Origin of the sequence: Paraburkholderia sp. SIMBA_053, assembly GCF_046534895.1 — a bacterium.
GTDB lineage: Bacteria > Pseudomonadota > Gammaproteobacteria > Burkholderiales > Burkholderiaceae > Paraburkholderia > Paraburkholderia caledonica.
The window spans coordinates 664,122-689,510 of the sequence record NZ_JAWRXU010000002.1; the positions used below are offsets into that span (position 1 = coordinate 664,122).

22 protein-coding genes and 1 other RNA gene are annotated in these 25,389 nt (G+C 62.1%); 12 read left to right on the plus strand and 11 right to left on the minus strand.

Annotated features, from left to right (window positions below; genetic code table 11):
• The first annotated feature begins 160 nt into the window (after positions 1 to 160).
• The 7 genes from ltrA (at position 161) to moaE (ending at position 8,779) form a co-directional block, all read left to right on the plus strand.
• Positions 161 to 1,861: a group II intron reverse transcriptase/maturase gene (gene ltrA / locus SB753_RS09540; RefSeq protein WP_410800044.1), complete on the plus strand. Its 1,701-nt coding sequence runs from the start codon at positions 161 to 163 to the stop codon at positions 1,859 to 1,861.
• Positions 1,862 to 2,284: 423 nt separating this feature from the next.
• A complete protein-coding gene (locus tag SB753_RS09545) occupies positions 2,285 to 3,532 on the plus strand; it encodes a pyridoxal phosphate-dependent aminotransferase (protein ID WP_027804278.1) in 1,248 nt (415 codons plus the stop codon).
• 160 nt (positions 3,533 to 3,692) lie between these two features.
• Complete coding sequence (locus SB753_RS09550; protein WP_204520709.1) at positions 3,693 to 5,024, plus strand: homoserine dehydrogenase; 1,332 nt, start codon at positions 3,693 to 3,695, stop codon at positions 5,022 to 5,024.
• An 8-nt stretch (positions 5,025 to 5,032) separates the two neighbouring features.
• Positions 5,033 to 6,484 (plus strand): threonine synthase, encoded by a 1,452-nt coding sequence (gene thrC, locus SB753_RS09555; RefSeq protein WP_288823871.1) that lies wholly within the window; start codon positions 5,033 to 5,035, stop codon positions 6,482 to 6,484.
• Positions 6,485 to 6,710: 226 nt separating this feature from the next.
• Positions 6,711 to 8,003: a gephyrin-like molybdotransferase Glp gene (glp, locus tag SB753_RS09560; RefSeq protein WP_410800045.1), complete on the plus strand. Its 1,293-nt coding sequence runs from the start codon at positions 6,711 to 6,713 to the stop codon at positions 8,001 to 8,003.
• Between the two features lie 24 nt (positions 8,004 to 8,027).
• Entirely contained in the window at positions 8,028 to 8,285 is a 258-nt protein-coding gene (gene moaD / locus SB753_RS09565) for a molybdopterin converting factor subunit 1 (protein WP_408163893.1), read from the plus strand.
• A gap of 17 nt (positions 8,286 to 8,302) precedes the next feature.
• On the plus strand, positions 8,303 to 8,779 hold the full coding sequence (moaE, locus tag SB753_RS09570; RefSeq protein ID WP_410800046.1) for a molybdopterin synthase catalytic subunit MoaE: 477 nt from the start codon (positions 8,303 to 8,305) through the stop codon (positions 8,777 to 8,779).
• A 97-nt stretch (positions 8,780 to 8,876) separates the two neighbouring features.
• Here the strand turns inward: moaE and SB753_RS09575 are convergent, their stop codons facing one another.
• On the minus strand, positions 8,877 to 9,419 hold the full coding sequence (locus SB753_RS09575) for a group III truncated hemoglobin (protein WP_410800047.1): 543 nt from the start codon (positions 9,417 to 9,419) through the stop codon (positions 8,877 to 8,879).
• Positions 9,420 to 9,716: 297 nt separating this feature from the next.
• Between SB753_RS09575 and SB753_RS09580 the strand changes: the two genes are divergently transcribed.
• The gene (locus SB753_RS09580; RefSeq protein ID WP_410800048.1) at positions 9,717 to 10,226 is read left to right on the plus strand and encodes an Rrf2 family transcriptional regulator; all 510 of its coding nucleotides are present in this window, start codon (positions 9,717 to 9,719) and stop codon (positions 10,224 to 10,226) included.
• A gap of 131 nt (positions 10,227 to 10,357) precedes the next feature.
• On the plus strand, positions 10,358 to 12,955 hold the full coding sequence (gene clpB / locus SB753_RS09585; protein WP_020065836.1) for an ATP-dependent chaperone ClpB: 2,598 nt from the start codon (positions 10,358 to 10,360) through the stop codon (positions 12,953 to 12,955).
• Positions 12,956 to 13,201: 246 nt separating this feature from the next.
• On the opposite strand, the gene SB753_RS09590 is transcribed toward clpB, so the two are convergent.
• Together SB753_RS09590 and SB753_RS09595 are read right to left on the minus strand one after the other, a co-directional pair.
• Complete coding sequence (locus SB753_RS09590; protein WP_374726840.1) at positions 13,202 to 13,720, minus strand: YidB family protein; 519 nt, start codon at positions 13,718 to 13,720, stop codon at positions 13,202 to 13,204.
• A gap of 120 nt (positions 13,721 to 13,840) precedes the next feature.
• Positions 13,841 to 14,452, minus strand: coding sequence for a ComEA family DNA-binding protein (locus SB753_RS09595; protein ID WP_288823867.1), 612 nt, complete (start codon positions 14,450 to 14,452; stop codon positions 13,841 to 13,843).
• A gap of 333 nt (positions 14,453 to 14,785) precedes the next feature.
• On the opposite strand from SB753_RS09595, the gene SB753_RS09600 reads away from it, so the two are divergent.
• Together SB753_RS09600 and SB753_RS09605 are read left to right on the plus strand one after the other, a co-directional pair.
• A complete protein-coding gene (locus SB753_RS09600) occupies positions 14,786 to 15,292 on the plus strand; it encodes a MerR family transcriptional regulator (RefSeq protein ID WP_087750984.1) in 507 nt (168 codons plus the stop codon).
• Positions 15,244 to 15,681 (plus strand): carboxymuconolactone decarboxylase family protein, encoded by a 438-nt coding sequence (locus SB753_RS09605; protein ID WP_408472296.1) that lies wholly within the window; start codon positions 15,244 to 15,246, stop codon positions 15,679 to 15,681. Before SB753_RS09600 ends, SB753_RS09605 begins: the two co-directional genes overlap by 49 nt.
• A gap of 124 nt (positions 15,682 to 15,805) precedes the next feature.
• On the opposite strand, the gene SB753_RS09610 is transcribed toward SB753_RS09605, so the two are convergent.
• The 8 genes from SB753_RS09610 to trxA all read right to left on the minus strand — a co-directional run bounded on the left by SB753_RS09610 (position 15,806) and on the right by trxA (position 24,767).
• On the minus strand, positions 15,806 to 17,185 hold the full coding sequence (locus tag SB753_RS09610; RefSeq protein ID WP_204520713.1) for an MATE family efflux transporter: 1,380 nt from the start codon (positions 17,183 to 17,185) through the stop codon (positions 15,806 to 15,808).
• Between the two features lie 2 nt (positions 17,186 to 17,187).
• Positions 17,188 to 18,945 (minus strand): ArnT family glycosyltransferase, encoded by a 1,758-nt coding sequence (locus SB753_RS09615; protein WP_204520714.1) that lies wholly within the window; start codon positions 18,943 to 18,945, stop codon positions 17,188 to 17,190.
• A gap of 369 nt (positions 18,946 to 19,314) precedes the next feature.
• A complete protein-coding gene (locus SB753_RS09620) occupies positions 19,315 to 19,581 on the minus strand; it encodes a type B 50S ribosomal protein L31 (protein ID WP_020065843.1) in 267 nt (88 codons plus the stop codon).
• Positions 19,582 to 19,739: 158 nt separating this feature from the next.
• Entirely contained in the window at positions 19,740 to 20,576 is an 837-nt protein-coding gene (locus SB753_RS09625; RefSeq protein WP_408417935.1) for a zinc-dependent peptidase, read from the minus strand.
• 15 nt (positions 20,577 to 20,591) lie between these two features.
• The gene (locus SB753_RS09630; protein WP_410800049.1) at positions 20,592 to 22,148 is read right to left on the minus strand and encodes an MFS transporter; all 1,557 of its coding nucleotides are present in this window, start codon (positions 22,146 to 22,148) and stop codon (positions 20,592 to 20,594) included.
• The gene (locus SB753_RS09635) at positions 22,145 to 22,753 is read right to left on the minus strand and encodes a MerR family transcriptional regulator (protein ID WP_410800050.1); all 609 of its coding nucleotides are present in this window, start codon (positions 22,751 to 22,753) and stop codon (positions 22,145 to 22,147) included. The genes SB753_RS09630 and SB753_RS09635 overlap by 4 nt, the downstream gene beginning before the upstream one ends.
• Before the next feature lie 182 nt (positions 22,754 to 22,935).
• On the minus strand, positions 22,936 to 24,204 hold the full coding sequence (gene rho / locus SB753_RS09640; RefSeq protein WP_006048863.1) for a transcription termination factor Rho: 1,269 nt from the start codon (positions 24,202 to 24,204) through the stop codon (positions 22,936 to 22,938).
• 236 nt (positions 24,205 to 24,440) lie between these two features.
• Positions 24,441 to 24,767, minus strand: a complete 327-nt coding sequence (gene trxA, locus SB753_RS09645; protein ID WP_006048864.1) for a thioredoxin TrxA — start codon at positions 24,765 to 24,767, stop codon at positions 24,441 to 24,443.
• A 463-nt stretch (positions 24,768 to 25,230) separates the two neighbouring features.
• On the opposite strand from trxA, the gene ffs reads away from it, so the two are divergent.
• Positions 25,231 to 25,329, plus strand: an RNA gene (gene ffs / locus SB753_RS09650) — signal recognition particle sRNA small type.
• Positions 25,330 to 25,389 lie beyond the last annotated feature (60 nt).

A 25,389-nucleotide genomic window follows, 5' to 3' on the forward strand; every position in this document is an offset into this window, starting at 1 on the left:
GTAGACACGGACGCTCGCGTCCGTGCGTAGTACATGGATGACGTATGGGCGCATGCGCCCATACTTGTTCAACTGTTGTTCCCCAGCGGGGTGTATCTACCCCGCTGGGGAAGATGCGCCTTCTGCTGTGGGAATGATCAACCCAAGGTAGGAGAGCAGCATGAAAGTATCCGTCCGGAAGGATGGATCTGCGCTTTCCCACGTGCCTGACCACTGGTACGCCGTAGATTGGCGTCGGGTCGAACGGAACGTGAGAGGGATGCAGATACGAATTGCGAAGGCGACGCGGGAAAGTGACTGGCGCAGGGTGAAAGCCCTGCAACGGATGCTGACCCGCACGTTGTCCGCAAAGCTGTACGCGGTACGACGTGTTACGCAGAACCAGGGTGCGCGAACGGCCGGAGTCGATCGCGAGCTATGGGACTCGCCTGAGAGCCGATGGGCAGCTGTCGGCAGGTTGAAGCGGCGTGGGTACAAGCCTCTGCCATTACGGAGGGTCTTTATCCCCAAGGCCAATGGAAAGGAGCGCCCTCTGGGCATTCCGACCATGCGGGACAGGGCGATGCAGGCCCTGTATCTGCTGGCACTGGAGCCGGTGTCGGAATCGACGAGCGATCCGAACTCATATGGGTTCAGACTCAACCGTTCGACGGCCGATGCCATGTCGCAGATCTTCGTCGCCACGTCCCAGAAGGGCTCTGCCCGATGGGTGCTGGAAGCCGATATCAAAGGCTGCTTTGACTGGATCAATCACGACTGGCTGGCTGCCAATGTCCCAATGGACAGAGGCATTCTGCTGAAGTGGTTGAAGGCTGGCCTGATTTATAAAGGTCAGTTGCAGGCGACGGAGGCCGGTACGCCGCAGGGGGGCATCATTTCCCCGACGCTGGCCAACGTGACGCTGAATGGGTTGGAACGTGAACTGGTTGCGCATCTCGGTGCGAAATTCGGGATCGCGAAGGCCAAGAAGCTGAAAGTGAATGTGGTGCGGTACGCGGATGATTTTGTGATCACCGGCGACTCGAAAGAGATGCTGGAGAGCGAGGTCAAGCCTTGGGTGGAAGCATTCCTTGCTGTTCGGGGACTGCGACTGTCGGAGGAGAAAACGCGGATCACCCACATTGATGACGGCTTCGATTTCCTTGGGTGGAATTTCCGGAAGTACTCGGGAAAACTGCTCATCAAGCCGAGCAAGAAAAACGCGCAAGCGTTCTATCGCAAGGTGTCGGAAACGATCAGCGGCAACAAGACGGTGAGGCAGGAGGATCTGATCCGGCTGCTGAACCCGATGCTACGGGGCTGGGCGCAGTATCACAGTCCCGTCGTGGCCAAGCAGGCGTACAACCGCATGGAGTATCTGGTTTTCCGGAGACTCTGGTGGTGGTCGAAGAGGCGACACCCGCAGAAGAACGCCAGATGGGTGGGACAGAAGTACTTCCACTCCGTTGGTGAACGACAGTGGGTCTTTGCCGCTCCCGTGGTTTGGAAAGACGGTAGCAAGGGACTGTTTGAGCTGCACCAGATCAACGGTACGGTTATCAAACGGCACAAGAAGGTCAAAGGGGACTACCATCCCTTTGATCCGACGTGGGAGCAGTATGGCGAGCAGTTGCGTCAGGAACGCATGTGGGAATCGGTGCGTTACCGGAAGCAATGGGCGACGCTATATATGTCGCAGAGCGGGTTGTGTGCGCACTGTGGCTGTGCCCTGACGGAGGACACCGGCTGGCATGACCATCATCTTGAATATCGGATGCATGGCGGGTCGGACGCGCTGTCTAACCGGGTATTGCTTCACCCGCACTGCCACCAGCAAGTGCACGCTGGTAAACTTGTAGTAACGAAGCCGGTCCCGTCGTAGACGGAGCATTGTTTGTAGGCTCGAGCTGTATGCGGTGAAAGCCGCACGTACAGTTCCAAGGGGGCCCTTTTTCCGAGAGGAAAGGGGGCTACCCTACAGCCGCCCAGCGGCGCCTCTCGCCAAGCGCCGCCACAAGCCGCGCTGACGATCCGGGGCGGGTCTATCGGCCACGCGCCCTGGTTTTGCCCGCTTTTCGTCCGCTTTTGTTCCGCTTTTGTTCCGCTTTAGCTTGCGCTTTGGCCTGCTCTAGCCCGCTTTAGCCGGTCTCGCTGGTGCATCGGCGCAATCCGCCGCAAAGAGCTCCGAGCAGACTCTGCACCAAACCTCGGGAAGTGGCCGCGCAGGGCGGCCCGACCCGCGCCGGCCGTGCCCGTTCGCCCGAAGCTGCAGATCCAAGGCTCCAAGCCAATTAACCAGGATGAAGTGCCCGCCGTGAAACCGATTCTCAAATCCAACAAGTTGTTGAATGTCTGCTACGACATTCGCGGGCCCGTCCTCGAACACGCGAAGCGGCTCGAAGAAGAAGGCCACCGCATCATCAAGCTGAACATCGGCAATCTGGCGCCGTTCGGTTTTGAGGCGCCCGACGAAATCATTCAGGACATGATCCTGAATCTGCCGGGCTCGTCTGGTTACTCCGACTCCAAAGGTGTGTTCGCCGCGCGCAAGGCGATCATGCATTACACGCAGCAAAAGGGCGTACACGGCGTCGAGCTGGATGACATCTACATTGGCAACGGCGCCTCCGAACTCATCGTGATGGCGTTGCAGGGGCTCCTGAACGACGGCGACGAGGTGCTGCTGCCCGCGCCCGACTATCCGCTGTGGACGGCCGGCGTGAGCCTCGCGGGCGGCACGCCGGTGCACTACATCTGCGACGAAGGCAACCGCTGGATGCCCGACCTCGACGACATCCGCGCGAAAATCACGCCGAACACGCGCGCGCTCGTCGTCATCAACCCGAACAATCCGACCGGTGCGCTGTACTCCGACGAACTGCTGCTCGGCCTGATCGAGATAGCGCGTCAGCACGGCCTCGTGATCTTCGCCGACGAGGTGTACGACAAGATCGTCTACGACGGCAAGACGCATACGTCGATGGCGGCGCTCTCGGAAGACGTGCTGACGGTCACGTTCAACAGCCTGTCGAAGAGCTACCGCTCCTGCGGCTACCGCGCGGGCTGGATGTTCATTTCTGGCCTGACCGGCGAGAACCGCCGCAGCGCTAAAGACTATTTCGAAGGACTCGGCATTCTCGCGTCCATGCGCCTGTGCCCGAACGTGCCCGGCCAGTACGCGATCCAGACCGCACTCGGCGGCTATCAGAGCATCAACGACCTGATCGTGCCGAGCGGGCGCCTCTACAAACAGCGCGAGCTCGCGTACGACATGCTCACGTCGATCCCGGGCGTGAGCTGCGTGAAGCCGGAAGCGGCGCTCTACATGTTCCCGCGCCTCGACCCCAAGGTTTATCCGATCCAGAACGACCAGCAGTTCATCCTCGACCTGTTGCTGGAAGAGCGCGTGCTGCTGGTGCAGGGCACAGGTTTCAACTGGAAAACGCCGGATCATTTCCGCGTCGTGTTCCTGCCGAATGTCGACGACCTCGCGGATTCCATCAACCGGATCGCGCGTTTTCTGGACGGTTATCGCAAACGTCACACGGCCTAGCGCACAATAGGCGACTCGCGCTTCGGCGGCGCATTGCATCCGGCACCCGTTTCCTCGTGAGAAAACGCCGGGCCGCCCGGGCTTTCTCACCCCCTCGGGGCCTGGCGCGAAGCGCCGGGGCTGGGGCCACTTTTTAAACATTTACTCGAAAACACGCTGCATGGAACCGATCAAAGTTGGACTGCTGGGCTTCGGCACGGTAGGCAGCGGCACCTTCACGGTACTGCGCCGCAATCAGGAAGAAATCAAACGCCGGGCCGGCCGGGGCATCGAGGTGGCGCGCATTGCAGTGCGCAATCCGGCGAAGGCGACCGCGGCGCTGGGCGCTGACGCGGCGAGCGTGGCGCTCACCGACGACTTCAACGCGGTGGTCGACGATCCTTCGATCGACATCGTCGCGGAAATGATCGGCGGCACGGGCGTGGCGCGCGACCTGGTTTTGCGCGCAATCAAGAATCGCAAGCACGTGGTCACGGCCAACAAGGCGTTGCTGGCGGTGCACGGCACGGAAATCTTCGAAGCGGCGCGCGCCAATGGCGTGATGGTCGCGTTCGAGGCGGCGGTGGCGGGCGGCATCCCGATCATCAAGGCGCTGCGCGAAGGGCTCACGGCCAATCGCATCCAGTACATCGCGGGCATCATCAACGGCACGACGAACTACATTCTTTCGGAAATGCGCGACCGCGGGCTCGACTTCGCGACCGCGCTGAAGGCCGCGCAGGAACTGGGTTACGCCGAAGCCGATCCGACCTTCGACATCGAAGGCGTGGACGCCGCGCACAAGGCCACGATCATGAGCGCGATCGCGTTCGGCGTGCCGGTGCAGTTCGACCGCGCGTATGTGGAGGGCATCAGCAAGCTCGCCGCAATCGACATCAAATATGCCGAGGAACTCGGCTATCGCATCAAGCTGCTCGGCATCGCGCGGCGCACCGACAAGGGCATCGAATTGCGCGTGCACCCCACGCTGATTCCGGAAAAGCGCCTGCTCGCCAATGTGGAAGGCGCGATGAACGCGGTCGTCGTGCACGGCGACGCAGTCGGCACCACGCTTTACTACGGCAAGGGCGCAGGTGCGGAGCCGACGGCGTCCGCCGTGGTCGCGGATCTGGTCGACGTGACGCGCCTGCATACGGCCGACCCGGAGCATCGCGTGCCGCATCTGGCTTTCCAGCCGGATCGCCTGTCGAGCACGCCGATTCTGCCAATCGACGAAGTGACGAGCGGCTACTACCTGCGTTTGCGGGTCGCGGACGTGACGGGCGTGCTGGCCGACATCACGCGCATTCTGGCCGACACCGGCATTTCGATCGACGCGCTGCTGCAAAAGGAATCGGAGCACGTCGATGCAAACGGCAAGGGCGAGACCGACATCATTTTGATCACGCACGAAACGGTTGAAAAAAATGTCAATGCGGCGATCAGCTCGATCGAAGCGTTGCAGACCGTTGTCTCGCAAGTCACGAAGCTGCGCATGGAAGCGCTGAACTAGGCCGAACTATGAACTACCTCTCCACGCGCGGCGCCGGAGCCGGCGAGCGCCACACTTTTTCCGACATTTTGCTCGGCGGTCTCGCAAAAGACGGCGGGCTGTATCTGCCGGCCGAATACCCGCGCGTCAGCGCCGACGAACTCGCGCGTTGGCGCACGCTGCCGTATGCGGACCTCGCCTTCGAAATATTGTCGAAGTTCAGCGACGACATTCCGGCTGAAGACCTGCGCGCGTTGACCCGGAAGACGTACACGGCGCAAACGTACTGCAACGTGCGCGACGACGAAGGCGCGGAACAGATCACGCCGCTCAAAACACTCGGCGTCGAGAACGGCGCGCCGCTGTCGCTGCTGGAGCTGTCGAACGGTCCCACGCTTGCGTTCAAAGACATGGCGATGCAGTTGATCGGCAACCTGTTCGAATATGCGCTCGCGAAACACGGCGAAACGCTGAACATTCTCGGCGCGACTTCGGGCGACACAGGCAGCGCCGCCGAATACGCGATGCGCGGCAAGCAGGGCATTCGCGTGTTCATGCTGTCGCCGCACAAGAAGATGAGCGCGTTCCAGACCGCGCAGATGTACAGCCTGCAAGACCCGAACATTTTCAACCTCGCGGTCGAAGGTGTGTTCGACGATTGCCAGGACATCGTCAAAGCCGTTTCGAACGACCACGCGTTCAAGGCGAAGTACAAGATCGGCACGGTCAATTCGATCAACTGGGCGCGCGTCGTTGCGCAAGTCGTTTATTACTTCAAGGGCTATTTCGCCGCGACCAAGAGCAACGACGAGCGCGTGTCGTTCACGGTGCCGTCGGGCAATTTCGGCAACGTGTGCGCAGGCCACATCGCGCGGATGATGGGTCTGCCGATCGAAAAACTCGTGGTCGCCACGAACGAGAACGACGTGCTCGACGAATTTTTCCGCACCGGCATCTACCGCGTGCGCAAGGCCGCGGAGACGTATCACACGAGCAGCCCGAGCATGGACATTTCGAAGGCGTCGAACTTCGAGCGTTTCGTGTTCGATCTGCTCGGCCGCGATCCGGCGCGAGTGCTGCAATTGTTCCGCGATGTCGAGGAAAAGGGCGGTTTCGACCTCGCGGCGAGCGGCGACTTCGCTCGTGTGAAGGAGTTCGGCTTCGTATCGGGCCGCAGCAGCCACGACGACCGCGTTGAAGCGATTCGCGACGTCTTCCAGCGCTATGACACGATGATCGACACGCATACGGCAGACGGCCTGAAGGTGGCGCGCGAACATCTGCAACCCGGCGTGCCGATGATCGTGCTGGAGACGGCGCAGCCGATCAAGTTTGGCGAAACGATTCGCGAAGCGTTGTTGCGCGAGCCCGAGCGTCCGGCCGCGTTCACGGGGCTGGAGTCGCTGCCGCAGCGTTTTGAAGTGCTGCCCGCCGACGCACAGCGCGTGAAGGACTTCATCGTGGCGAACACCGGCGCGTAATTGCGACTGGCGCGCGGGCCAGCGGCCCGCGTGACATGCCGCGCCGATAGTGCGGAAGTCGAGCCGGCGGTCGGGTCGCGTTGGACGCGGCGCGCTTGCCGCACCCGCTGCGGCGAGCGCCTCAGAACTCTGCGGCGCGCTGCGAAACCCTCCGATAAGAGCGGGCGTGACAAGGCTCAGCCTTCGGCCGCTACAATGTTCTTTTAACCCGCGGCTTCGAACCCAGATGTCCACACCCACGCCCCGCGCTCCGATGCTCGCCACCGCCGACGCATTGGCGACCCTGCTCAGCGCTGCGAGCCCGGTCATCGGCAGCGAATTCATTCCGACGCTCGAAGCATCAGGCCGCGTGCTCGCGGCGGATGTCGTCTCGCCGCTCGACGTGCCGCCAATGAACACCAGTTCAATGGATGGCTACGCGATCCACGCCGCCGACGTGACGACGCACGGCAATCGCCGTCTGCCGGTGTCGCAACGCATCCCGGCCGGCCATGCGCCCGAGCCGCTGAGGCCCGGTACGGCAGCCCGCATTTTCACCGGCGCGACCGTGCCGCCGGGTGCCGACGCCGTCGTGATGCAGGAGCAAGCGGAAGCCGACGGCGACGAGGTCACCATTTTGCACAGCCCCCGGCCCGGCGAATGGATCACCGCGCAAGGCGCCGACATTCAAAGCGGTTCGGTCATCCTGCCGGCCGGCACGCGGCTCACGCCGCAGGCGTTGGGGCTTGCCGCGTCGGTCGGTTGTGCTGAACTGGAAGTTCGCCGCCGGGTGCGGGTTGCCGTTTTCTTCACCGGAGACGAGTTGACCATGCCCGGAGAGCCGCTGAAGCCCGGCGCGATTTACAACTCGAATCGCTTTACGCTGCGTGGACTGCTCGAGAAGCTCGGCTGCGAGGTGAGCGACTTTGGCATCGTCGCCGACCGTCTCGATGCGACGCGCGACCTGCTGCGTAAAGCCGCGTACGCGCACGATCTCATCCTGACGTGCGGGGGCGTGTCCGTCGGCGAGGAAGATCACGTGAAGCCGGCCGTCGAGGCGGAAGGACGCCTCGCGATGTGGCAGATCGCGATGAAACCCGGCAAGCCGCTCGCGTTCGGCGCCGTGCGTCGCGGTGAGACCAGCGGCGGGGCCAGCGCTAATCACGCATCTGATGCGGGGCATGCCGCTGCGTCGGCCGAAACGTTTTTCATTGGTCTGCCCGGCAACCCTGTGTCGAGCTTCGTGACCTTTCTGTTGTTCGTGCGTCCGTTCATTTTGCGGCTCGCGGGCGTGCAGGCCGTCGCACCGCGCGCGCTGTCGCTGCGCGCGGACTTCACGCAGAACAAGGCCGATCGCCGCAACGAATTTCTGCGTGCGCGCATCAACAACGCCGGCGGGCTCGATCTGTTTCCGAACCAGAGCTCGGCCGTGCTGACGTCGACGGTATGGGGCGACGGTCTGATCGACAATCCGCCCAATCATGCGATCAGCGCCGGCGAAACCGTGCGTTTCATTCCTTTTTCCGAATTGCTGAATTGAGGCCGGCAACGCCGGCGGCATCCCATGAAGATTCAACTGCGATATTTTGCGAGCGTGCGTGAAGCGCTCGATCTGGCTGACGAAACCGTTGACGTGCCCGAAAGCGTCGCGACCGTCGGCGACGTGCGCGCCTGGCTGCGTGTGCGTGGCGGCATCTGGGCCGACACGCTCGCCGAAGGCCGCGCGCTGCGCATGGCCTGCAATCACGTCATGACGAACGCCGGCACGCGAATCACCGAGGGTTGCGAGGTCGCGTTTTTTCCACCCGTCACTGGCGGTTGAACCGCGAGGAGCCCGCCATGCCCGTACGTGTCCAGACCGAAGATTTCGACCTCAGCGCCGAAGTTGCCGCGCTGCGCGCTCGCAATCCGAAGATAGGCGCCGTGGCATGCTTTGTTGGCACCGTGCGCGATCTGAACGAGGGCAGCGCCGTCGAGGCAATGGAGCTCGAGCACTATCCGGGCATGACTGAGAAGTCGCTCGAGGCAATCGTGGAAAGCGCACGCCTGCGCTGGCCCGGCATCGAGGTGCTGATCGTGCATCGCGTGGGCAAACTTTATCCGCTCGACCAGATCGTGCTGGTGGCGACCACGGCCGCGCATCGCGGGGATGCATTTGCGTCGTGTGAGTTCGTGATGGACTATCTGAAAACTCAGGCGCCGTTCTGGAAGAAGGAGAAGACAGAAGCGGGCGAGCGCTGGGTCGACGCCCGCGTGACCGACGATACAGCGCTCGCGCGATGGGGCATCGAATCCGGGAACGGCTCTCTGGAGTAGGCGTTTGCTGCGCTCGTCGCATCAGCGGCGGGTTGCGAGACAGCCTGATGAGGCGTGCCGCTCGCGCCCGTCAATCACCGTCACGCGTCGCCAGTCGTCACTCGTCGCGCGTCCGCCCGATAATGCGCGTCGGAAACGGCTCCCCAGCGGGCCGCTCGGGGAGCTGCGGCTCAACGTCGCGGGGAGAGCGCTTTGGCGCCACGCGTTCGAGCAACGCCTGTTGTTCCGCCGGAATCTTGTAGTCCCAACCGAAACGGCTCAATTGCAAACTCTGCGCGATGCGCAGCGCCGGTTCCATGAAGCGGACGGCGGCGGCCGGCTCATAACGCGACTCGACAGTATCGAGGAACAGATACAGCCAGCGGCTGAAATGCTGCGGCTCGATCCCTTCGAGCGGCTGATGTGCCTGCTGCACATTGCCGCGGTACTGCTTTGCGCCCAGCACGAGACTCGCCCAGAACGTGCACATTTTCGGTAGATGATCGTCCCAGCGGTCGGCCAGCTTCGCATCGAAAACCGGCCCGAGCAGCGGATCTGCGCGTACCCGATCGTAGAAACCGTACACAAGCTCGCGGATATTGGCTTCGTCAGGCTCGGCGGCGCGCTCGACAACCGGCGCGGCGGGAAAAGAAGGCTTCATGCAAGTTCCGGAAGTGTGCGACGATTGGCTCGTCGCTTGCCCCAGCGCGCCGCGCACCGGCACGAACCGCCGGAAATAGGGCGCGTTCCGCCGAAGTGGACTGAAAAAAGCGCGCTTTTCCTGCGAATGGGCGCGGCGGGAAACGTTACCATGGGCGCGAACGCCCAACTTTTACTCAAGCAGCATAATAAATATCAGCCATGTGCATCTTATGGCGAAGCTGCGGCCTCCGGCAACCCTTGCATCGACGCGGTTATCCCACGGATCGCGGCTTGCGCTCATTGTGATACTGCACCTATGAGACTGACCGACTACACCGACTATTCGCTGCGCGTCCTGTTATACCTCGCGGTTCGAGGCGAGGGCTTATCGACCATTCAGGACATATCGCAGGCGTACGGCATCTCCAAGAATCACCTGATGAAAGTGGTGCAGCAGCTGAGCGAACTCGGCTGGGTGGAAACCGTGCGGGGCCGCAACGGCGGCTTGCGGCTTGCCGGGCGAACCCGTTCGCTGACGGTCGGCGAGGTCGTGCGCGCAACGGAAAGCGACTTCGCGCTGGTGGCCTGCCTGCCGGATCAGAACGGCGAACGCCGACCGTGCGTCATTACGCCCCAGTGCCGGCTGCGCGGCGCGCTCGAAGCGGCGCGTCATGCTTTTCTCGCAGAACTCGATCGCCATACGATCGACGAAGTGGCGGGTCCCCAAGGTCCGCTTGCGGCGCTGCTCGGCATACGCACCGTCATTCCGGTCCTACCGTTAACGCCTGTTACGACGGCGAGCGACAAGCCGGTGTCCATTTCCTGAGCGCGGCGGTGACATACAGCCGCGCATTTTCTTCGCGGGAGATGTTAAAAACTCCGTCGCGACGTTAAAAAAGCGCTTGAAACCTGAATAAAACGCCTCATTTTGGTGGTAATCGAAATTGGAGGTCTCGCATGAGAATCGACAAACTCACCACTAAATTCCAGGAAGCGCTGGCTGACGCGCAGAGTCTCGCGGTCGGCCATGACAATCAATACATCGAACCCGTTCATGTTCTCGCGGCGTTGGTCGCGCAGCAGGACGGCTCTGCGCGCTCGCTGCTTTCACGCGCCGGCGTGCATGTTCAGGCGTTGCAAACCGCGCTCGACGACGCCATCACGCGTTTGCCGCAGGTGCAAGGCACGGACGGCAACGTGCAGATCGGCCGCGAACTCACGGGTCTGCTGAATCAGGCCGACAAGGAAGCGCAAAAGCTCAACGACACGTTCATCGCAAGTGAAATGTTCCTGCTTGCGATCGCGGACGACAAGGGCGAAGCCGGCCGCCTCGCGCGCCAGCATGGCTTGTCGCGCAAGTCGCTCGAAAGCGCGATTGCCGCGGTGCGTGGCGGCTCGCAAGTGCATAGCCAGGATGCCGAAAGCCAGCGCGAGGCGCTGAAGAAGTACACGGTCGACCTGACCGAGCGCGCGCGTGCCGGCAAGCTCGACCCCGTGATCGGCCGTGACGACGAAATCCGCCGTTCCATTCAGATTCTGCAACGCCGCACGAAGAACAATCCGGTGCTGATCGGCGAGCCGGGCGTGGGTAAGACGGCGATCGTCGAAGGGCTCGCGCAGCGGATCGTCAACGGCGAAGTGCCCGAAACGCTCAAGGGCAAGCGCGTGCTGTCGCTCGACATGGCTGCGTTGCTGGCGGGCGCGAAATATCGCGGCGAATTCGAAGAGCGCCTGAAGGCGGTGCTGAACGACATCGCGAAAGACGAAGGGCAAACCATCGTATTTATCGACGAAATTCACACGATGGTCGGCGCGGGCAAGGCCGAAGGCGCGATGGACGCGGGCAACATGCTGAAGCCGGCGCTCTCGCGCGGCGAACTGCATTGCGTCGGCGCGACCACGCTCGACGAATATCGCAAGTACATCGAAAAGGATGCTGCGCTCGAACGCCGCTTCCAGAAGGTGCTGGTCGACGAGCCGACGGTCGAAGCCACGATCGCAATTCTGCGCGGCTTGCAGGAGAAGTACGAACTGCACCACGGCGTGGACATCACCGACCCGGCGATTGTCGCGGCGGCGGAACTGTCGCATCGCTACATCACCGATCGTTTCCTGCCGGACAAGGCAATCGACCTGATCGACGAAGCGGCGTCGAAGATCAAGATGGAAATCGACTCGAAGCCCGAAGAGATGGACCGGCTCGACCGTCGCTTGATCCAGCTGAAGATCGAACGCGAAGCCGTCAAGAAAGAGAAGGACGAAGCGTCGCAAAAGCGTCTGCAACTGATCGAGGAAGAAATCGAACGGCTCGACCGCGAATATTCGGACCTCGAAGAAATCTGGACTGCGGAGAAGGCAGCAGTGCAGGGCAGCGCACAACTGAAGGAAGAGATCGACAAGACGCGTGCGGAAATCACGCGCTTGCAGCGCGAAGGCAAGCTGGAAAAGGTCGCGGAATTGCAATACGGCAAACTGCCGGGCCTCGAGGCGCAGTTGAAGGAAGTCACGCAGGCGGAAGCGAAGGAGCAGAACAATCCGACGCGTCCGCGTCTGTTGCGCACGCAGGTCGGTGCAGAGGAAATCGCGGAAGTCGTGTCGCGCTCTACCGGCATTCCGGTTTCGCGGATGATGCAAGGCGAGCGTGAAAAGCTGCTGCAGATCGAAGACAAGCTGCATGAGCGCGTAATCGGTCAGGACGAGGCGATCAGCGCGGTGGCCGATGCGATCCGCCGCTCGCGCGCGGGTCTGTCGGATCCGAACCGTCCGTACGGTTCGTTCCTGTTCCTCGGACCGACCGGCGTAGGTAAGACCGAGTTGTGCAAGGCGCTGGCGGCGTTCCTGTTCGATTCGGAAGATCACTTGATCCGCATCGACATGAGCGAATTCATGGAGAAGCACAGCGTCGCGCGTTTGATCGGCGCGCCGCCCGGATATGTGGGCTACGAAGAGGGCGGTTATCTGACGGAAGCCGTGCGCCGCAAGCCGTATAGCGTGATTCTGCTCGACGAAATCGAGAAAGCGCATCCGGATGTGTTCAACGTGCTGCTGCAGGTGCTCGACGACGGCCGCATGACCGATGGCCAGGGCCGTACCGTGGACTTCAAGAACACGGTGATCGTGATGACGTCGAACCTCGGTTCGCAGGTGATTCAGGCAATGGTCGGCGAACCGCAGGAAGCCGTGAAGGACGCGGTGTGGGAAGAGGTGAAGCTGCACTTCCGCCCCGAGTTCCTGAACCGTATCGACGACGTCGTGGTGTTCCATGCGCTCGATCGCTCGAACGTGCAGTCCATCGCGCGAATCCAGTTGCAGCGTCTGCACGAGCGGCTCGCCAAGCTCGACATGCAACTTGTGGTGTCGGACGAGGCGTTGGAGCATGTCGGCAAGGTCGGCTACGATCCGCTGTTCGGCGCGCGGCCGTTGAAGCGCGCAATCCAGCAGGAGATCGAGAACCCGGTCGCCAAGCTGATTCTGGCCGGCAAGTTCGGTCCGAAGGACGTCATTCCGGTTGAACTGGAAGACGGCAACCTGGTGTTCGAGCGAGTCGTGCACTAATCGATGTCGTGTGCTGACGCGTCGTATCAATGCGGCGCGTTGGCCCACGCATTGATCACGCATTGATTTGATTTGACGCCCTACGCAGGGCGACGTGTCACGCACTAGCTTCGCACATGACAAAGCGGCAACGAAGTCACCTTCGTTGCCGCTTTTTTTTGCCTGCTCAATGGGCAGGCAAGGCAGTGCTTGCGTCGATCAGCGCGCTTATGCAGTGCCTTTCGCAATGCCCTGTACGCAGTCCCTTTACGCGTTGCCCTTGCCGAACAGCGCGGACAGGCCGCCGAGCGCGCCAAGCACGGTGGTCGCGTTCAGCTTGCCTTCGGCCGGCACTTCGCCGTCTGGCGTTGCCGCGTTGACGACGTGGGGCAGAATCTGCGAAAGCAGACCGGTGACCTGATCCGGTTGCACGCCGGCTTTGGCGGCAAGTCCGGTGACGGCTTCGGATCCGAGCACGCTGTGCAAAGCGTCGGCTGCAATCGGCTGGTTCTCGCCGTTGCTGACCCACGACGATACGACGTCGCCGAGGCCCTTCTCCTGGAAGCGCTGGATCAGGCCGTTCAGGCCGCCCGGCTGGCTATTGACGAATTCGAGTGCGGCGGCGATCAGCGCTTGCTGGCCGCCGCCTTCGGGCGTTTTGCCAACCAGGGAACCGAGGGTGTCGAGTAGGCTCATGACGGTCTCTCTTGAATGCCGACACGTCGATGACGGGTCGGCGGGTGACGCGCCGCGCGGCTGCGCGGCGTCGGGGGAAGGCAGGCGCATTGCCGGCAGCGCGGCATGCTCGTCACACGCGGATCGCGCGGATTGCGCCGAAACTTCGCTGCTGGCGCTCTGCCTTGCTGGCTTAGTCAGTCTCTGATCAGATTTTTGCGCGCAGGTTCTTTAAGCGCCGCCCGAAGCCGCCGCTGCCGACGCGGCTTTGCTCTTCTTCGCTTTCTTCTTCGACGCCTTTGCGCCAGATGCGTCGGCAGGCGCGCTGGCTGCAGCAGCGGGGGCTGCGGGTGCAGTGGCAGTGGGCGGCGGCGCGGATGCCGCGGCCGCGTCCGAGGCTGCGGCCTTGGCCTTTTTCTTCGACGACTTCGAAGCTTTTGCGCCTGAAGCGTCGGCCGGGGCAGCCGGAGTTGCGGTCGTTGCAGTAGTGGCTGCGGTTGCCGCGGTGTTGGCCGCAGGCGCGGTCTTCGTCGCCGTGGACTTTGCCGCGGGTTTCGCGCCCGTTGGCGGCGTAGAGGAGCCGTTGATCGTCAGGCCCGCCGCTTCCAGATTCACCACCGATTTGCTGCCAATGCCTTTGACGCGCGTGGCCAGATCGTCGGCGTCCTTGAACGGCCCGTTCTTCGTGCGTTCTTCGATGATCGCTTTCGCATGCACGGGCCCAATGCCCTTGACCGATTCGAGTGCGGCCTGATCGGCGGAATTCACTTCGACAGCGGACGCGAATCCCGCCGACAGCGACAACATCAAGGCAACGCACAGCATCACGAGCTTTTTCAGCATGGCAAGCACTCCATTGAGGGCAAAAGTTAGCCGGGAACGGACGACGCAATGTGTCAGCAGGCGCTGCGCTTAAGCATAGGACAAACGCGCACGCTTATTGGCGACCGCCGACGATTTATACCGGCCGATCAACGGCAAGTAAATCGTCGTGAACAATCTTTAAACCTTTTGCCTCGCAAGAAGGCGGTTGTGAGCCGGATTGCTCGCATCGAACCGCGATTGAACCGCGATTGAACCGCATTGCATCGCCGGCTGAGTTCCGAGGTTACGTGAGAATGACAGCGCGACGCACTTGACTTAGAGTGCACTCGAAGTCCTAACCTGAGTCCTGTCATGTCAAACACGTCGAACGCACTCACCATCGGGCAGGTCGCCGACACCATCGGCGTCTCCACGCATACGCTGCGCTATTACGAGCAGGCCGGGCTGATTCGCGCGGTTGGCCGCACGCAGGCGGGGCATCGCCTGTATTCGCCGGCCGATCTCGACTGGCTGCGGTTTTTAATGCGCCTCAAAGCCACCGGCATGCCGATCGCCGGCATGCAGGCCTTCGCGGCGCTGCGTGCCGAGGGTCAGCAGACGTTCGGTGCGCGCCGCGACCTTTTGGTGGCGCATCGCGATGCGGTTCTGACGCGGATTGCCGACTTGCAGGCCAACCTTGGCGCAATCGTCGACAAGATCGCGTATTACGAAGGCGAAGCGGCTGGCCAGACGTCCGCAGCGGAGAGTCAGGCACGACGGATCGACGACACGTCATCGTTCCCACACTCGGAAAAGGAAAAGGACTCACCATGGACTACGCGCAAAACGAGCGTTACACGCAAGGCTGGAACAAACTGAGGGAAATCGACGGTTCTGCCGGCGAGCAGGTGATCGCCGCGCTTGCGCCGATTGCGCCGGACTTCGGGCGTCTGTTGATCGAATTTGGTTTCGGCGATATCTACAGCCGTCCGCAACTCGATCTGCGCGCGCGGGAGATTGCCACCATCGCGTCGCTTGCGACGCTCGGCTGTGCGCAACCGCAGCTGAAGGTGCATATCGAGGCGGCGCTGAACGTCGGCTGCACGCGCGAGGAAATCGTCGAGGTGTTCATGCAGATGGCCTTGTATGCCGGGTTCCCGGCGGCATTGAACGCGCTGTTCGCCGCGCGCGAGGTTTTCGAGCGCCACGATCAGGGATTGCAAGAGGTGCGGCCGGAGCGGGCAGAGAACCTGACGCATGCGGGGTGAGCATGCGGAGCTGGGCAGAGGAGCGACGCGTGCCGCTAAAGCGCGCGGTTAGCGCAGACAGGAATTGATCGGGTTGATTGCGGGTGGCTGTGGGGAGCAAGTGGCGATGCCGCCAACGTCGCCCTCAATCAGCCGCTTCGGATCGCAGCACCGCGCCCGCGCGCACATGCCGTTTGCTGACCACGCGCCAGTAAAGCAGCAAGCCGATGCCCGCGATCGCGAGACTCGCCGTATTCGCGACCCAGAAGCCGCGCGCCCCCGTCAGCCAGGGCGGGATCGCGCCGGTCACATTGAAGCCCAGCAGATAACCGCCGCCGAGACCCACGCCCCACAGCGCGACCGCGTAGATTGCGGTCGGCACGACGGCGACCTTGTACGCGCGCAGCACGAACGCGGTGGTGATCTGCAGCGCGTCGAACAGGTGATAGCAGACGACGATCAGCACGAGCGGCAGCGCCGCCGCCACGACTTGCGCGTTCGGCGTATAGCCTTTGATCACGTAGGGTCTCAGCACGAGCAGCACTGCGCCGTAACAGCAGGCGAGGGCGACCGCCATCATGATTCCGTGGCGCGACAACGTGCGCGCGGCCTCCGGGCGGTGCGCGCCGAGCGCCTGAGCCACCAGCGTCGACGAAGCAATGCCGATCGACAGCGGCGTCATATACAACACCGCGCCGATGTTGCCGGCAATCTGGTGCCCGGCGAGCGTCGTCGTGCCGAAGCGCGCAATGAAGAGCGCCATGAAGGTGTACGACGTGACTTCGATCAGATACGACAGTCCCATCGGAATGCCCAGCCGCAGCTGCGCGGCCTGGCGCCGCCAGACGGGCCAGCAGAAGCGCTTGAAGATCGCGAACGGCGTGAAGACGTCGACACGGGTGAGCAGCACCATGCCGACGAGCGCGAGCCCCCAGTTGATCAAGGTGCTGGCAAGCGCGCAACCGGGGCCGCCGAGTGCCGGCACGCCGAGGCCACCGAAAATGAACCACGTATTGAGCGGCACCTTGAGCAACAGCGCGCCGATCTGCAGGATCATCACGAGTCGCGGCTTGCCCACTGCATTGCTGATCGAACCGTAGACGCGAAACACGAGGCCGGCAGGCAGGCCAAATGCGAGTATCCGCAGATACGACACCGTGCGCTCGTGCAGCGCATCGGGCACGCGCGCGAGATGCAGCAGATGGCCGGGGAAGAACAAAATCAGGAAGCCGATGACCGTGAGCGCCAGTGCGAGCCACAGCGATTGCCGGACTTCCTCGCCGATCTCCTGGTAGCGGCGTGCGCCGAACAGTTGCGCGGTGATCGGTTGCAGCGCGGTGAGAATACCGGTCAAGCCGATGTAGACGGAGATGTAAATCGACGAGCCGAGGCCTAGCGCCGCGAGATCGACAGCCGAGTAACGGCCGACCATGGCCGTGTCGATCACGCCGAAAGCGATGATGGCCAGTTGACCGATCAGCACCGGCCACGCGAGCCCGGCGATTTTCCGTACGTCGGCAAGCATGGTCAGCCAGGCTTCTTGTGCCAGTTGCGCCGTTTCACGACCGGCGGCTTCGGACGGTCGATACGCACATACAAGCGGAAGCGTTCGTCGCGGTCGGCCACGCGGCGGCCTTCCCACACCAGCTTCCACATGAAGTCGGACATCGCGCTAGGCTCGCCGAAGTCTTGCGTGTCCTGGCGCAGAATGACGTCGCAATCCTGATTGAACGAGAAGTGCATGTCGCCGAAATACGCGAACGTCGCAATTTGCGCATTGCCGAGGCGCACCGGCGATATGCAGGTGTAGTCCTCAGGCAAGTGACTCGCAATCTGTTCGGCGACGTCCTTGTAAGTCCGGCTGTAGTTGACGACCGGCAACCACAAGGTCATCAGCAGCACCCACATGAGCGTCGTGCCGGCGCTCGAGAGCACGACGCTGCGCCATAGCACCTTCGGATGGCGCGCGAGACGCCATTGCACGAGCACGAACCAGCAAATCGTCACCGCGACCGCGCAGACGAACGACAGTATTTTGAACTGCGGCGCAAAGCCCGGCGCGAGACGCGCGAGGTTGCGCGCGAGCGGATGCGGGAAGCCGGTCAGCCCGGCCACGTACACGAGCCAGACGAAGCTGCCGAGGATCGTGAAACTGAGCAATGCAAACCAGTCGATTGCGTTGATGGCGCCGCGTTTGAGCGTGGGCAGCGCGAAGGTGGCCAGCACTGCGAGCGCGGGCAGCAGCAACATATAAAGCCGGTTCGACTGATGGCTTTGCAACACGACGAGCACGAGCAGCGGTCCGATCACCGAAAGCGGAATCGCGACGTGCGGCGCGCGGCGCAAGCCCGACCAGCTGAACCATGCCCAGAGCGCGAGAGGCCATGCGGGCCAAGTGAAGAGCGGCAGGTTTTTCAGCGCGTAAGCCGCGACCGAGCCGGGCGGGCCGGCGAACGAACTCAGGCTGACGTGCACCCACTGGTTCAGATACCAGACGGCGTCGACGGGAAAAGCCCAGAGCGCGGCGATCGGCCACGCGACCGAGAGCGCCAGCGCGATCGGCAGACCTGCGAGCAGCAGCCAGCGCGAGCGCGTCTCGCGGACGATCAACGTCATGGCGAGCGTGCCCAGCAGAAGCGCGCCGACCAGCACGGGGCTGCTCGCGAGCGTGACGAAGCCGATCGCCAGGCCCCAGATCGCCGCGCCCTGAATCGGCTTGTCGATCATTCGCACGAGCCCGTAGACGAGCATTGCGATACACACGAACTGCACCAACTGCGGCGTCGTTTCGTGGCCGCGCTCGGCGAGGCCGAAGCAGGCGAGCAGGATCAGCAGGGCGCCGTCGGCGAGCGTGCGACCGTAGTCGCGGGGTTCCGGCTCACCGCCAAACGCGTACTTGAACGGCTGGACTTCGGCGCGCCGGCCGAGCAGGTAGGCGGCGTACCAGACAAAAGCGCAGCCCGCGCAAAAGAGCAAGCCGGTAACGACACGGGACGCATTGCTCGCGTCCACCCACGGCGCGAACACGCGGATCGCACTGGCGCCGAGCCAGTAGCCAAGCGGGCCGTCTTCGGTCAGGTACTTGCCGACCAGATTCGGCAGGAGCCAGTCATGCGCACTGCCGTTCGCCATGGTCCACATCACGCCGAAGCCGGCTGCGTCCTCGTTCTTCCACGGATCGCGGCCGAACAGGCCGAACGACGCGTAGACGATACAGATGGTCAACAGCAGCCAGCGCGGGAGCGCACTGGTCGCGGAAGCAGTGAGGCGAACGACAGGTCTCATGCGGTTTGGGATATTTAATAAGCGAAAGCCGCCACTGGACGGCCGGTCCGGCTGGCATGGCCTTATTGGAGCATCCGGCATTGTAGTCGGGAGCCAGTGTGCGCGTCACGGCCGGTAATGGGCTGCAACCGGGGGGCTGCAACCGGGGGGCTGCAACGGCGGGGCTGCAACGGCGTCGAGCGTGCCGTTACACCGAGCCGGCTGTCCACGTGTACGGCGGCTCGAACGTTGGCCACGTCGGCACCGGTTTTCCAGTTGCGCGCAGGCGACAAAAAAGGGCAGCTCGCGCTGCCCTTCTTTTGCTGCTTCGCTGCCGGACGAAAGTGGCCGAAGCGGCCTGATTTGCCCAGCCAGCCAAAGCGGCGGGTATTACTTCGCTGCTGCCTTGCCGGTAGCGCGCGAACCGAACTTCTTGTTGAACTTCTCGACGCGGCCTGCCGTGTCCATGATCTTTTGCTGACCGGTGTAGAACGGATGCGATTCCGACGACACTTCGATCTTGGCGAGCGGGTAGGTCTGGCCGTTGAATTCGGCGGTTTCACGCGTCTGGATGGTCGAGCGCGTCACAAACTTGAAGTCGTTCGACATGTCGATGAACAGGACTTCGCGGTAATTCGGGTGAATGCCTTCTTTCATGATCTTTCCTTTAATCTGGCGGTAGCCAACCCGCGTGCGGCCGCTTATGCGCGGACTGCATCTAGGCGCGAGCCACTTGCCTGTGGTCGAAAAACGGCGATTATGCCAGAAAATCAGTCGCTTGACGAATTCCGTCAGGTGTTTTGCCCGTATTTCGCCTATTGCGGCGACGCGAACGTCAGGCCGACTCGCGCCGGGTCCTGACGATAATATCGGGCGAGAAGCCGATACAGCTCCGGATACTCCGCTTCGAAAGCTTGGGGCTTGACGAACAGCGCCTCGCTGCACACCGCGAAAAATTCCGACGGATGATCCGCGGCGTAAGGATCGATCAGTGATTCCCGCTCGAAGCGCGTCCAGCGGCGTTGCGGCACGGCGTCGACGCGGGCGCAGAACTGATCGTAGGCGGCGTCGAACACGTCCGCCCAGGCTTGCGAGTCGAGTGGCGCGTGCCAGCGGCGCACGAGCGGCGGATGGCCGTCCGCTTCGCCGTTCAGCATGTCGATCTTGTGCGCGAACTCGTGAATCACCACGTTATATGCGTCCGTGCCGTCCGTCATCTGCGCATCTTCCCACGACAGGACGACGGGGCCGCCTTCCCACGCTTCGCCGCTCGCGTCGTGCTCGACCTCGTGAACGACGCCGTCTTCGTCCTCGACCGTCTTGCGGATCACGAATTCGCCCGGATACACGATCACGCCGACCCATCCGCGATAAAGATCGAGGCTCAGATTCAGCACCGGCAGGCACGCCTGGGCCGCAATGGCGACGGTCATTGCGTCGGTCAACTCGAGCTCATGCGCGGTCGAGAACTCCTTTTGTGCGATGAAAAGGCTGCTCATCTCGCGCAGGCGCGCGCGATCCGGGGCATCCAGATGCGCGAGGAACGGCAAACCGTCGAGCGTGGCCTGCCACAGGGCATCGCCGATTGCGTAGTCGCGCAGCGCGCGCTCGCGCCGGCGGGCGCCGAGCCATTGAGTGAGTTTCGAAAGCATGGGCCGATGAAACCGTTAGTCGATCTGTTTTTGCCACGCGGCAAAAATACCGCCGCAAATCGCGATGCCGATCAGAAAGTAAAAACCGTCGAGCGAGGTCAGAAAGCTGGCCTGCCGCACCACCGACCGGCTGATCTCCACGAGCGCAAGCGAATGCGCGTCCGACGGCGAACGGCCCGCGGCGGACAACGTGCGCGTGAGCGTGGCAAGCGAGTCCTGAAACAATGGATTGTACGGATTCACGAACTCCGCGAGTCGCGCCTGATGTATCGCCTGCCGATGCTGCTCGACGATGATCACCGACGCGGTGGCGAAGGAGATCGTGAGTTGCCGCACGATGTTCTTCAACCGGTAACCGTGCGTGAATTCCTCTATCGCGAAGATCCTGAAGGTCAGATTCGCGACCGGCAGCACGATGAACAGCAACAGCAGGCCGCGCAACAGGAGCGGTCCCAACAGCGCCGGTTCGCCGACGGACGGCGACATGCGGGTCATCCACGCGGCCGTGAGCGCCGCGATGCCGAAGCCCGGCACGATGATCCACTTCTTGCGCGTCAGAAGTTTTGCGAAGCGCAGGTAGATGAAGAGCGCGCTCGCTGAAATCAGCGACGTGACGCCGACGAGTTGCCCGGCGTTCTCGATAGGGTAGCCGAGACCGCTCTCCAGCAAACGCGAAATCAGATAGCTAAACGCCGTCGACAGATAGTAATAGAACATGTACAGCACGAGACCGACCTGGAACACCTTCTCGCGCAACGCGTGCAGGCGCATGAGTGGCGCAGGGTGATGCCATTGGTGATACGCGAACCAGCCAAGCGCGACGATGCCGGCGAGTGTGAGCAGGACCAGACCGGGCGACGCGCTGAACAACTGGAAGCGCACCTGCTGCATGACGATTTGCAGTGCGCCTTGCGCAAAGGCAAACACGATGTACGGCCAGAAGTGTGCTGAACCGCGCTCCTCGGGCAGACGGTTGCCCGCGTCGGGCAGTGCTAGCACGGCGAGAACCATGAAGAGCATGCCGACGGGCGCGGTGCAGGCGAAGAGTGCACGCCAGCCGAAGTACGAAACCAGCTGGCCGCCGATCAACGACGCGAGCGCGCTGCTCAGGACGATCAGGATCAGGAACGCCCGGGTTGCAGCGGGGCGTTGTTGGGGCGTGAAACTCATCTGGATCAGAATGCGGCATGTGCCCATCATCGGGCCGATGAAGTAGCCCTGAAAGCCGCGCGCGAACGCAAGTTCAACCGACGATTCGCACAGCGCGGCCGCTACGGAACCCACCGCGTAGAAGAGCATGCAACCGGCGACATAGCGGCGGTATCCGAAGCGCTCGACCCACCATTCCTGCTGAAGGATGCCCAGCACTGCAGCCACCGCGTAAGCGCTCGAAGCCCACACGAGTTCGTCCGGCGACGCGTTCACGCCGCCGGCGATATAACTCGCGAAAAACGAAAAAATCGAGTTGTCGAAATAGTCGAGACCCGTGACGACCGCCAGCACCCAGGGGAATACATCGCCACGCAGTTTCTCCACGCCGGGCCACCAGGTGCGAGGCCACGCTGTGCTCATGACCGCTTGCGCGCTGTCGAGGCGCGCGGTTTGTTCCCGGGCTTCGCAGCGGGTCTTGCGCCGGCTTCCTTGCGTTTGACGGTCTTAGGCGCTTGAGGGTCTTCACGGCCTTTGGCAGTCTTCGAAGCTTTCGCGCCTTTCGCCAGCGCGTTGCGGCGCTGTTCGAGCAGGGCGTCCGCATTCTCGCCCGCTAGACGGCGCTTCAGATAATCGAGGTCCGGACTCAATTCGTCGCGCAGCTTCTGCGCTTCCTTGAGCTCCCGGCGCATGGCTTGAATGCGTGCGTCGAGTGCGTCCACCTGTCCAGCGATCGCGTCGTGAATCTGCTGCAGCGATTCGGTTGAAAAACGGTGTCCGCCCGCGACCGGTTCGAGCGGCCGCTTGAGCATTTCAGTAATGCCGTGCAGCGAGAAGCCCAAGGAACGCAAACGCAGAATGCGCCCGAACCGCTGTAAGTCGTTGTCGTCGTAAAGACGGTAGCGGCCTTCGCTGCGAGCGGGCGATACAAGCCCCCGCTCTTCGTAATATTTCAACGTGCGAGGCGTGACGCCGAGGCGCTCGGCCGCGTCACGGACGGTAAGCAGGGCGGGTGAGTCGTTCGACATGAGCATGGCCTGACAGAAAAGCGTCGTCAGATTTTACTCCAACGTGTACGTTCACGTACAGGTTGGAATGTGGGACTGAATTGCTGGAGTCGAAGCCGCGCTATTGCAGATCTGCTGGGCGAAAAAAAACCGCTCGTCGGTGACGAGCGGTTTTCTCATACAGTGTACGTGCGCAGCTTTTCTTAGCTGCCGCCGCCACGGCGCATCATGTCGAAGAACTCGGAGTTGCTCTTCGTCTGGCGAATCTTGTCGAGCAGGAATTCCATGGACTCGACTTCGTCCATGTCGTGAATGAACTTGCGCAACACCCAGATTTTTTGCAGCACTTCGGGCTTGATCAGCAATTCTTCGCGACGCGTGCCGGACTTGTTCAGATTGATCGACGGATACACGCGCTTTTCTGCAAGACGGCGCTCAAGGTGCACTTCCATGTTGCCGGTGCCCTTGAATTCTTCGTAAATCACATCGTCCATGCGGCTGCCGGTTTCGATCAGCGCCGTGCCGATGATGGTGAGCGAGCCGCCTTCCTCGATATTTCGCGCCGCGCCGAAGAAGCGCTTCGGGCGTTGCAATGCGTTGGCATCGACACCGCCCGTCAGCACCTTGCCCGAAGCCGGCACGACCGTGTTGTACGCACGCGCAAGACGCGTGATCGAGTCGAGCAGAATGACCACGTCGTTCTTCATTTCGACGAGGCGCTTGGCTTTTTCGATCACCATTTCGGCGACCTGCACGTGACGCGCCGCGGGTTCGTCGAACGTGGAGGCGATCACTTCGCCGGCCACCGAACGCTGCATTTCCGTCACTTCTTCAGGACGCTCGTCGATCAGCAGCACGAACAGTACGACGTCGGGATGGTTCTGCTTGATGGCGTGCGCGATGTGCTGAAGCATCACGGTCTTGCCGGACTTGGGCGACGCAACCAGCAAGCCGCGCTGGCCTTTGCCGATCGGCGCGATCATGTCGATGATGCGGCCGGTGACGTTCTCTTCACCGCGCATTTCACGTTCGAGCAGCAGCACCTTGTTCGGGTGCAGCGGCGTCAGATTTTCGAACATGATCTTGTGCTTCGAGGCTTCCGGCGGTTGGCCGTTGACCTTGTCGACCTTCACCAGCGCGAAATAGCGCTCGCCGTCTTTCGGCGTACGCACTTCGCCTTCGATCGTGTCGCCCGTATGCAGGTTGAAGCGGCGAATTTGCGACGGGCTGATGTAAATGTCATCCGTGCTGGCGAGATAGGACGTTTCCGGCGACCGCAGGAAGCCGAAGCCGTCCGGCAGCACTTCAAGCGTGCCGTCGCCGAAGATCGTGTCGCCCGTTTTGGCTCGTTTTTTTAGAATGGCGAACATCAATTCCTGCTTGCGCAGGCGGTTCGCACTTTCGATCTCGAGGCCATTGGCCATCTCGATCAATTCGGACACGTGCAGAGTCTTAAGCTCGGATAAATGCATACGGAGAACCCGCAGGAGAAGGTGCGACGAAATGGAATCTGGGAGGAGAAGTGAGCGGAACCGCTCAAGGACCTACACGTCTTTTCGACGTTTTGCGGATTCTAGCATAGCACACGCCAGTTTCCGCCAGTGGGGCGCTGCGGCATCTTTCTTGTAGGAAACGTTGCCGCCCCACAACAGGGTAGACGAGGCGCGCGCGGGTCCGGTAGACCTCGCGGCGCGCCTGCGCGACCGTTTTACAGGTTGCCGTCGAGGAACGCGGTGAGCTGCGACTTCGACAATGCGCCGACTTTCTGTGCGGCGACAGCGCCGTTCTTGAACAGGATCAGCGTGGGGATGCCGCGCACGCCGAACTTGACCGGCGTCGACTGATGTTCGTCGACGTTGATCTTCGCGATTTGCAGGCGATCGGCGTAATCCTTGGCGACTTCGTCGAGGATCGGCGCGATCATCTTGCACGGACCGCACCATTCAGCCCAGAAGTCGAGCAGCACGGGTTTATCGGATTTCACGACGTCCTGTTCGAACGATGCGTCGCTAATATGCTTGATTTGTTCGCTCATTGTATGAATACCTCTATCGGTTCGAGGCCCGCCTGAATTGCTCGCCACGATACGTCAAAACCTAGGGAAACTTCCGTTCGCTTAGCCGCACTCCGAACCTCACCACCTGCGCGCGAAAAGTCGGAGACCGGTCGGCGTGGGCGGAAGGCTCGCGCTTGCGGGTCATCCGTACGGCAGTTTAGCTTAATTCGCTATGCGTTGCCGGGGGCGATAGTACTCATCAGGGGCAGTGGGGCCGAGAGCTGCCGATGAAGTGCCACCGTGTTTCATCAACTACGACGTAGCCTATGTGGAGGTCCGGCGATCAAACTCAAGTACGCGGCGCAAACGCGGCACAAGCCGTGTGGCGAGACGGGAACGGCGGCGATCCGGTGCGCGCTTTGCGCTTCGATCGTCGCTTTGATCGCCGCTTTGATCGTATTAACAGTCGCGCGAAGAGCCAGGCAGTGATAGAATGTTTCGTGACGGGCCTCCTCGCATGGAGGGATGGTCAACCTGGTCAGGTCGGGAACGAAGCAGCCACAGCCGTTTTCCACCAGTGCCGAGGGTCAGGCTCGTCACCTTCCTCTTTCTGTTCGTTCTGTTTTTCTCCCCTTGCGCTCGCTTTGATCGCATCTGTTCC

Coding starts and splice junctions, on each gene's coding strand:
- ltrA (WP_410800044.1), top strand. CDS start 161: ATGAAAGTATCCGTCCGGAAGGATGGATCTGCGCTTTCCCACGTGCCT.
- SB753_RS09550 (WP_204520709.1), top strand. CDS start 3,693: ATGGAACCGATCAAAGTTGGACTGCTGGGCTTCGGCACGGTAGGCAGC.
- thrC (WP_288823871.1), top strand. CDS start 5,033: ATGAACTACCTCTCCACGCGCGGCGCCGGAGCCGGCGAGCGCCACACT.
- glp (WP_410800045.1), top strand. CDS start 6,711: ATGTCCACACCCACGCCCCGCGCTCCGATGCTCGCCACCGCCGACGCA.
- moaD (WP_408163893.1), top strand. CDS start 8,028: ATGAAGATTCAACTGCGATATTTTGCGAGCGTGCGTGAAGCGCTCGAT.
- moaE (WP_410800046.1), top strand. CDS start 8,303: ATGCCCGTACGTGTCCAGACCGAAGATTTCGACCTCAGCGCCGAAGTT.
- SB753_RS09575 (WP_410800047.1), bottom strand. CDS start 9,419: ATGAAGCCTTCTTTTCCCGCCGCGCCGGTTGTCGAGCGCGCCGCCGAG.
- SB753_RS09580 (WP_410800048.1), top strand. CDS start 9,717: ATGAGACTGACCGACTACACCGACTATTCGCTGCGCGTCCTGTTATAC.
- clpB (WP_020065836.1), top strand. CDS start 10,358: ATGAGAATCGACAAACTCACCACTAAATTCCAGGAAGCGCTGGCTGAC.
- SB753_RS09590 (WP_374726840.1), bottom strand. CDS start 13,720: ATGCGCCTGCCTTCCCCCGACGCCGCGCAGCCGCGCGGCGCGTCACCC.
- SB753_RS09595 (WP_288823867.1), bottom strand. CDS start 14,452: ATGCTGAAAAAGCTCGTGATGCTGTGCGTTGCCTTGATGTTGTCGCTG.
- SB753_RS09600 (WP_087750984.1), top strand. CDS start 14,786: ATGTCAAACACGTCGAACGCACTCACCATCGGGCAGGTCGCCGACACC.
- SB753_RS09605 (WP_408472296.1), top strand. CDS start 15,244: ATGGACTACGCGCAAAACGAGCGTTACACGCAAGGCTGGAACAAACTG.
- SB753_RS09610 (WP_204520713.1), bottom strand. CDS start 17,185: ATGCTTGCCGACGTACGGAAAATCGCCGGGCTCGCGTGGCCGGTGCTG.
- SB753_RS09615 (WP_204520714.1), bottom strand. CDS start 18,945: ATGAGACCTGTCGTTCGCCTCACTGCTTCCGCGACCAGTGCGCTCCCG.
- SB753_RS09620 (WP_020065843.1), bottom strand. CDS start 19,581: ATGAAAGAAGGCATTCACCCGAATTACCGCGAAGTCCTGTTCATCGAC.
- SB753_RS09625 (WP_408417935.1), bottom strand. CDS start 20,576: ATGCTTTCGAAACTCACTCAATGGCTCGGCGCCCGCCGGCGCGAGCGC.
- SB753_RS09630 (WP_410800049.1), bottom strand. CDS start 22,148: ATGAGCACAGCGTGGCCTCGCACCTGGTGGCCCGGCGTGGAGAAACTG.
- SB753_RS09635 (WP_410800050.1), bottom strand. CDS start 22,753: ATGTCGAACGACTCACCCGCCCTGCTTACCGTCCGTGACGCGGCCGAG.
- rho (WP_006048863.1), bottom strand. CDS start 24,204: ATGCATTTATCCGAGCTTAAGACTCTGCACGTGTCCGAATTGATCGAG.
- trxA (WP_006048864.1), bottom strand. CDS start 24,767: ATGAGCGAACAAATCAAGCATATTAGCGACGCATCGTTCGAACAGGAC.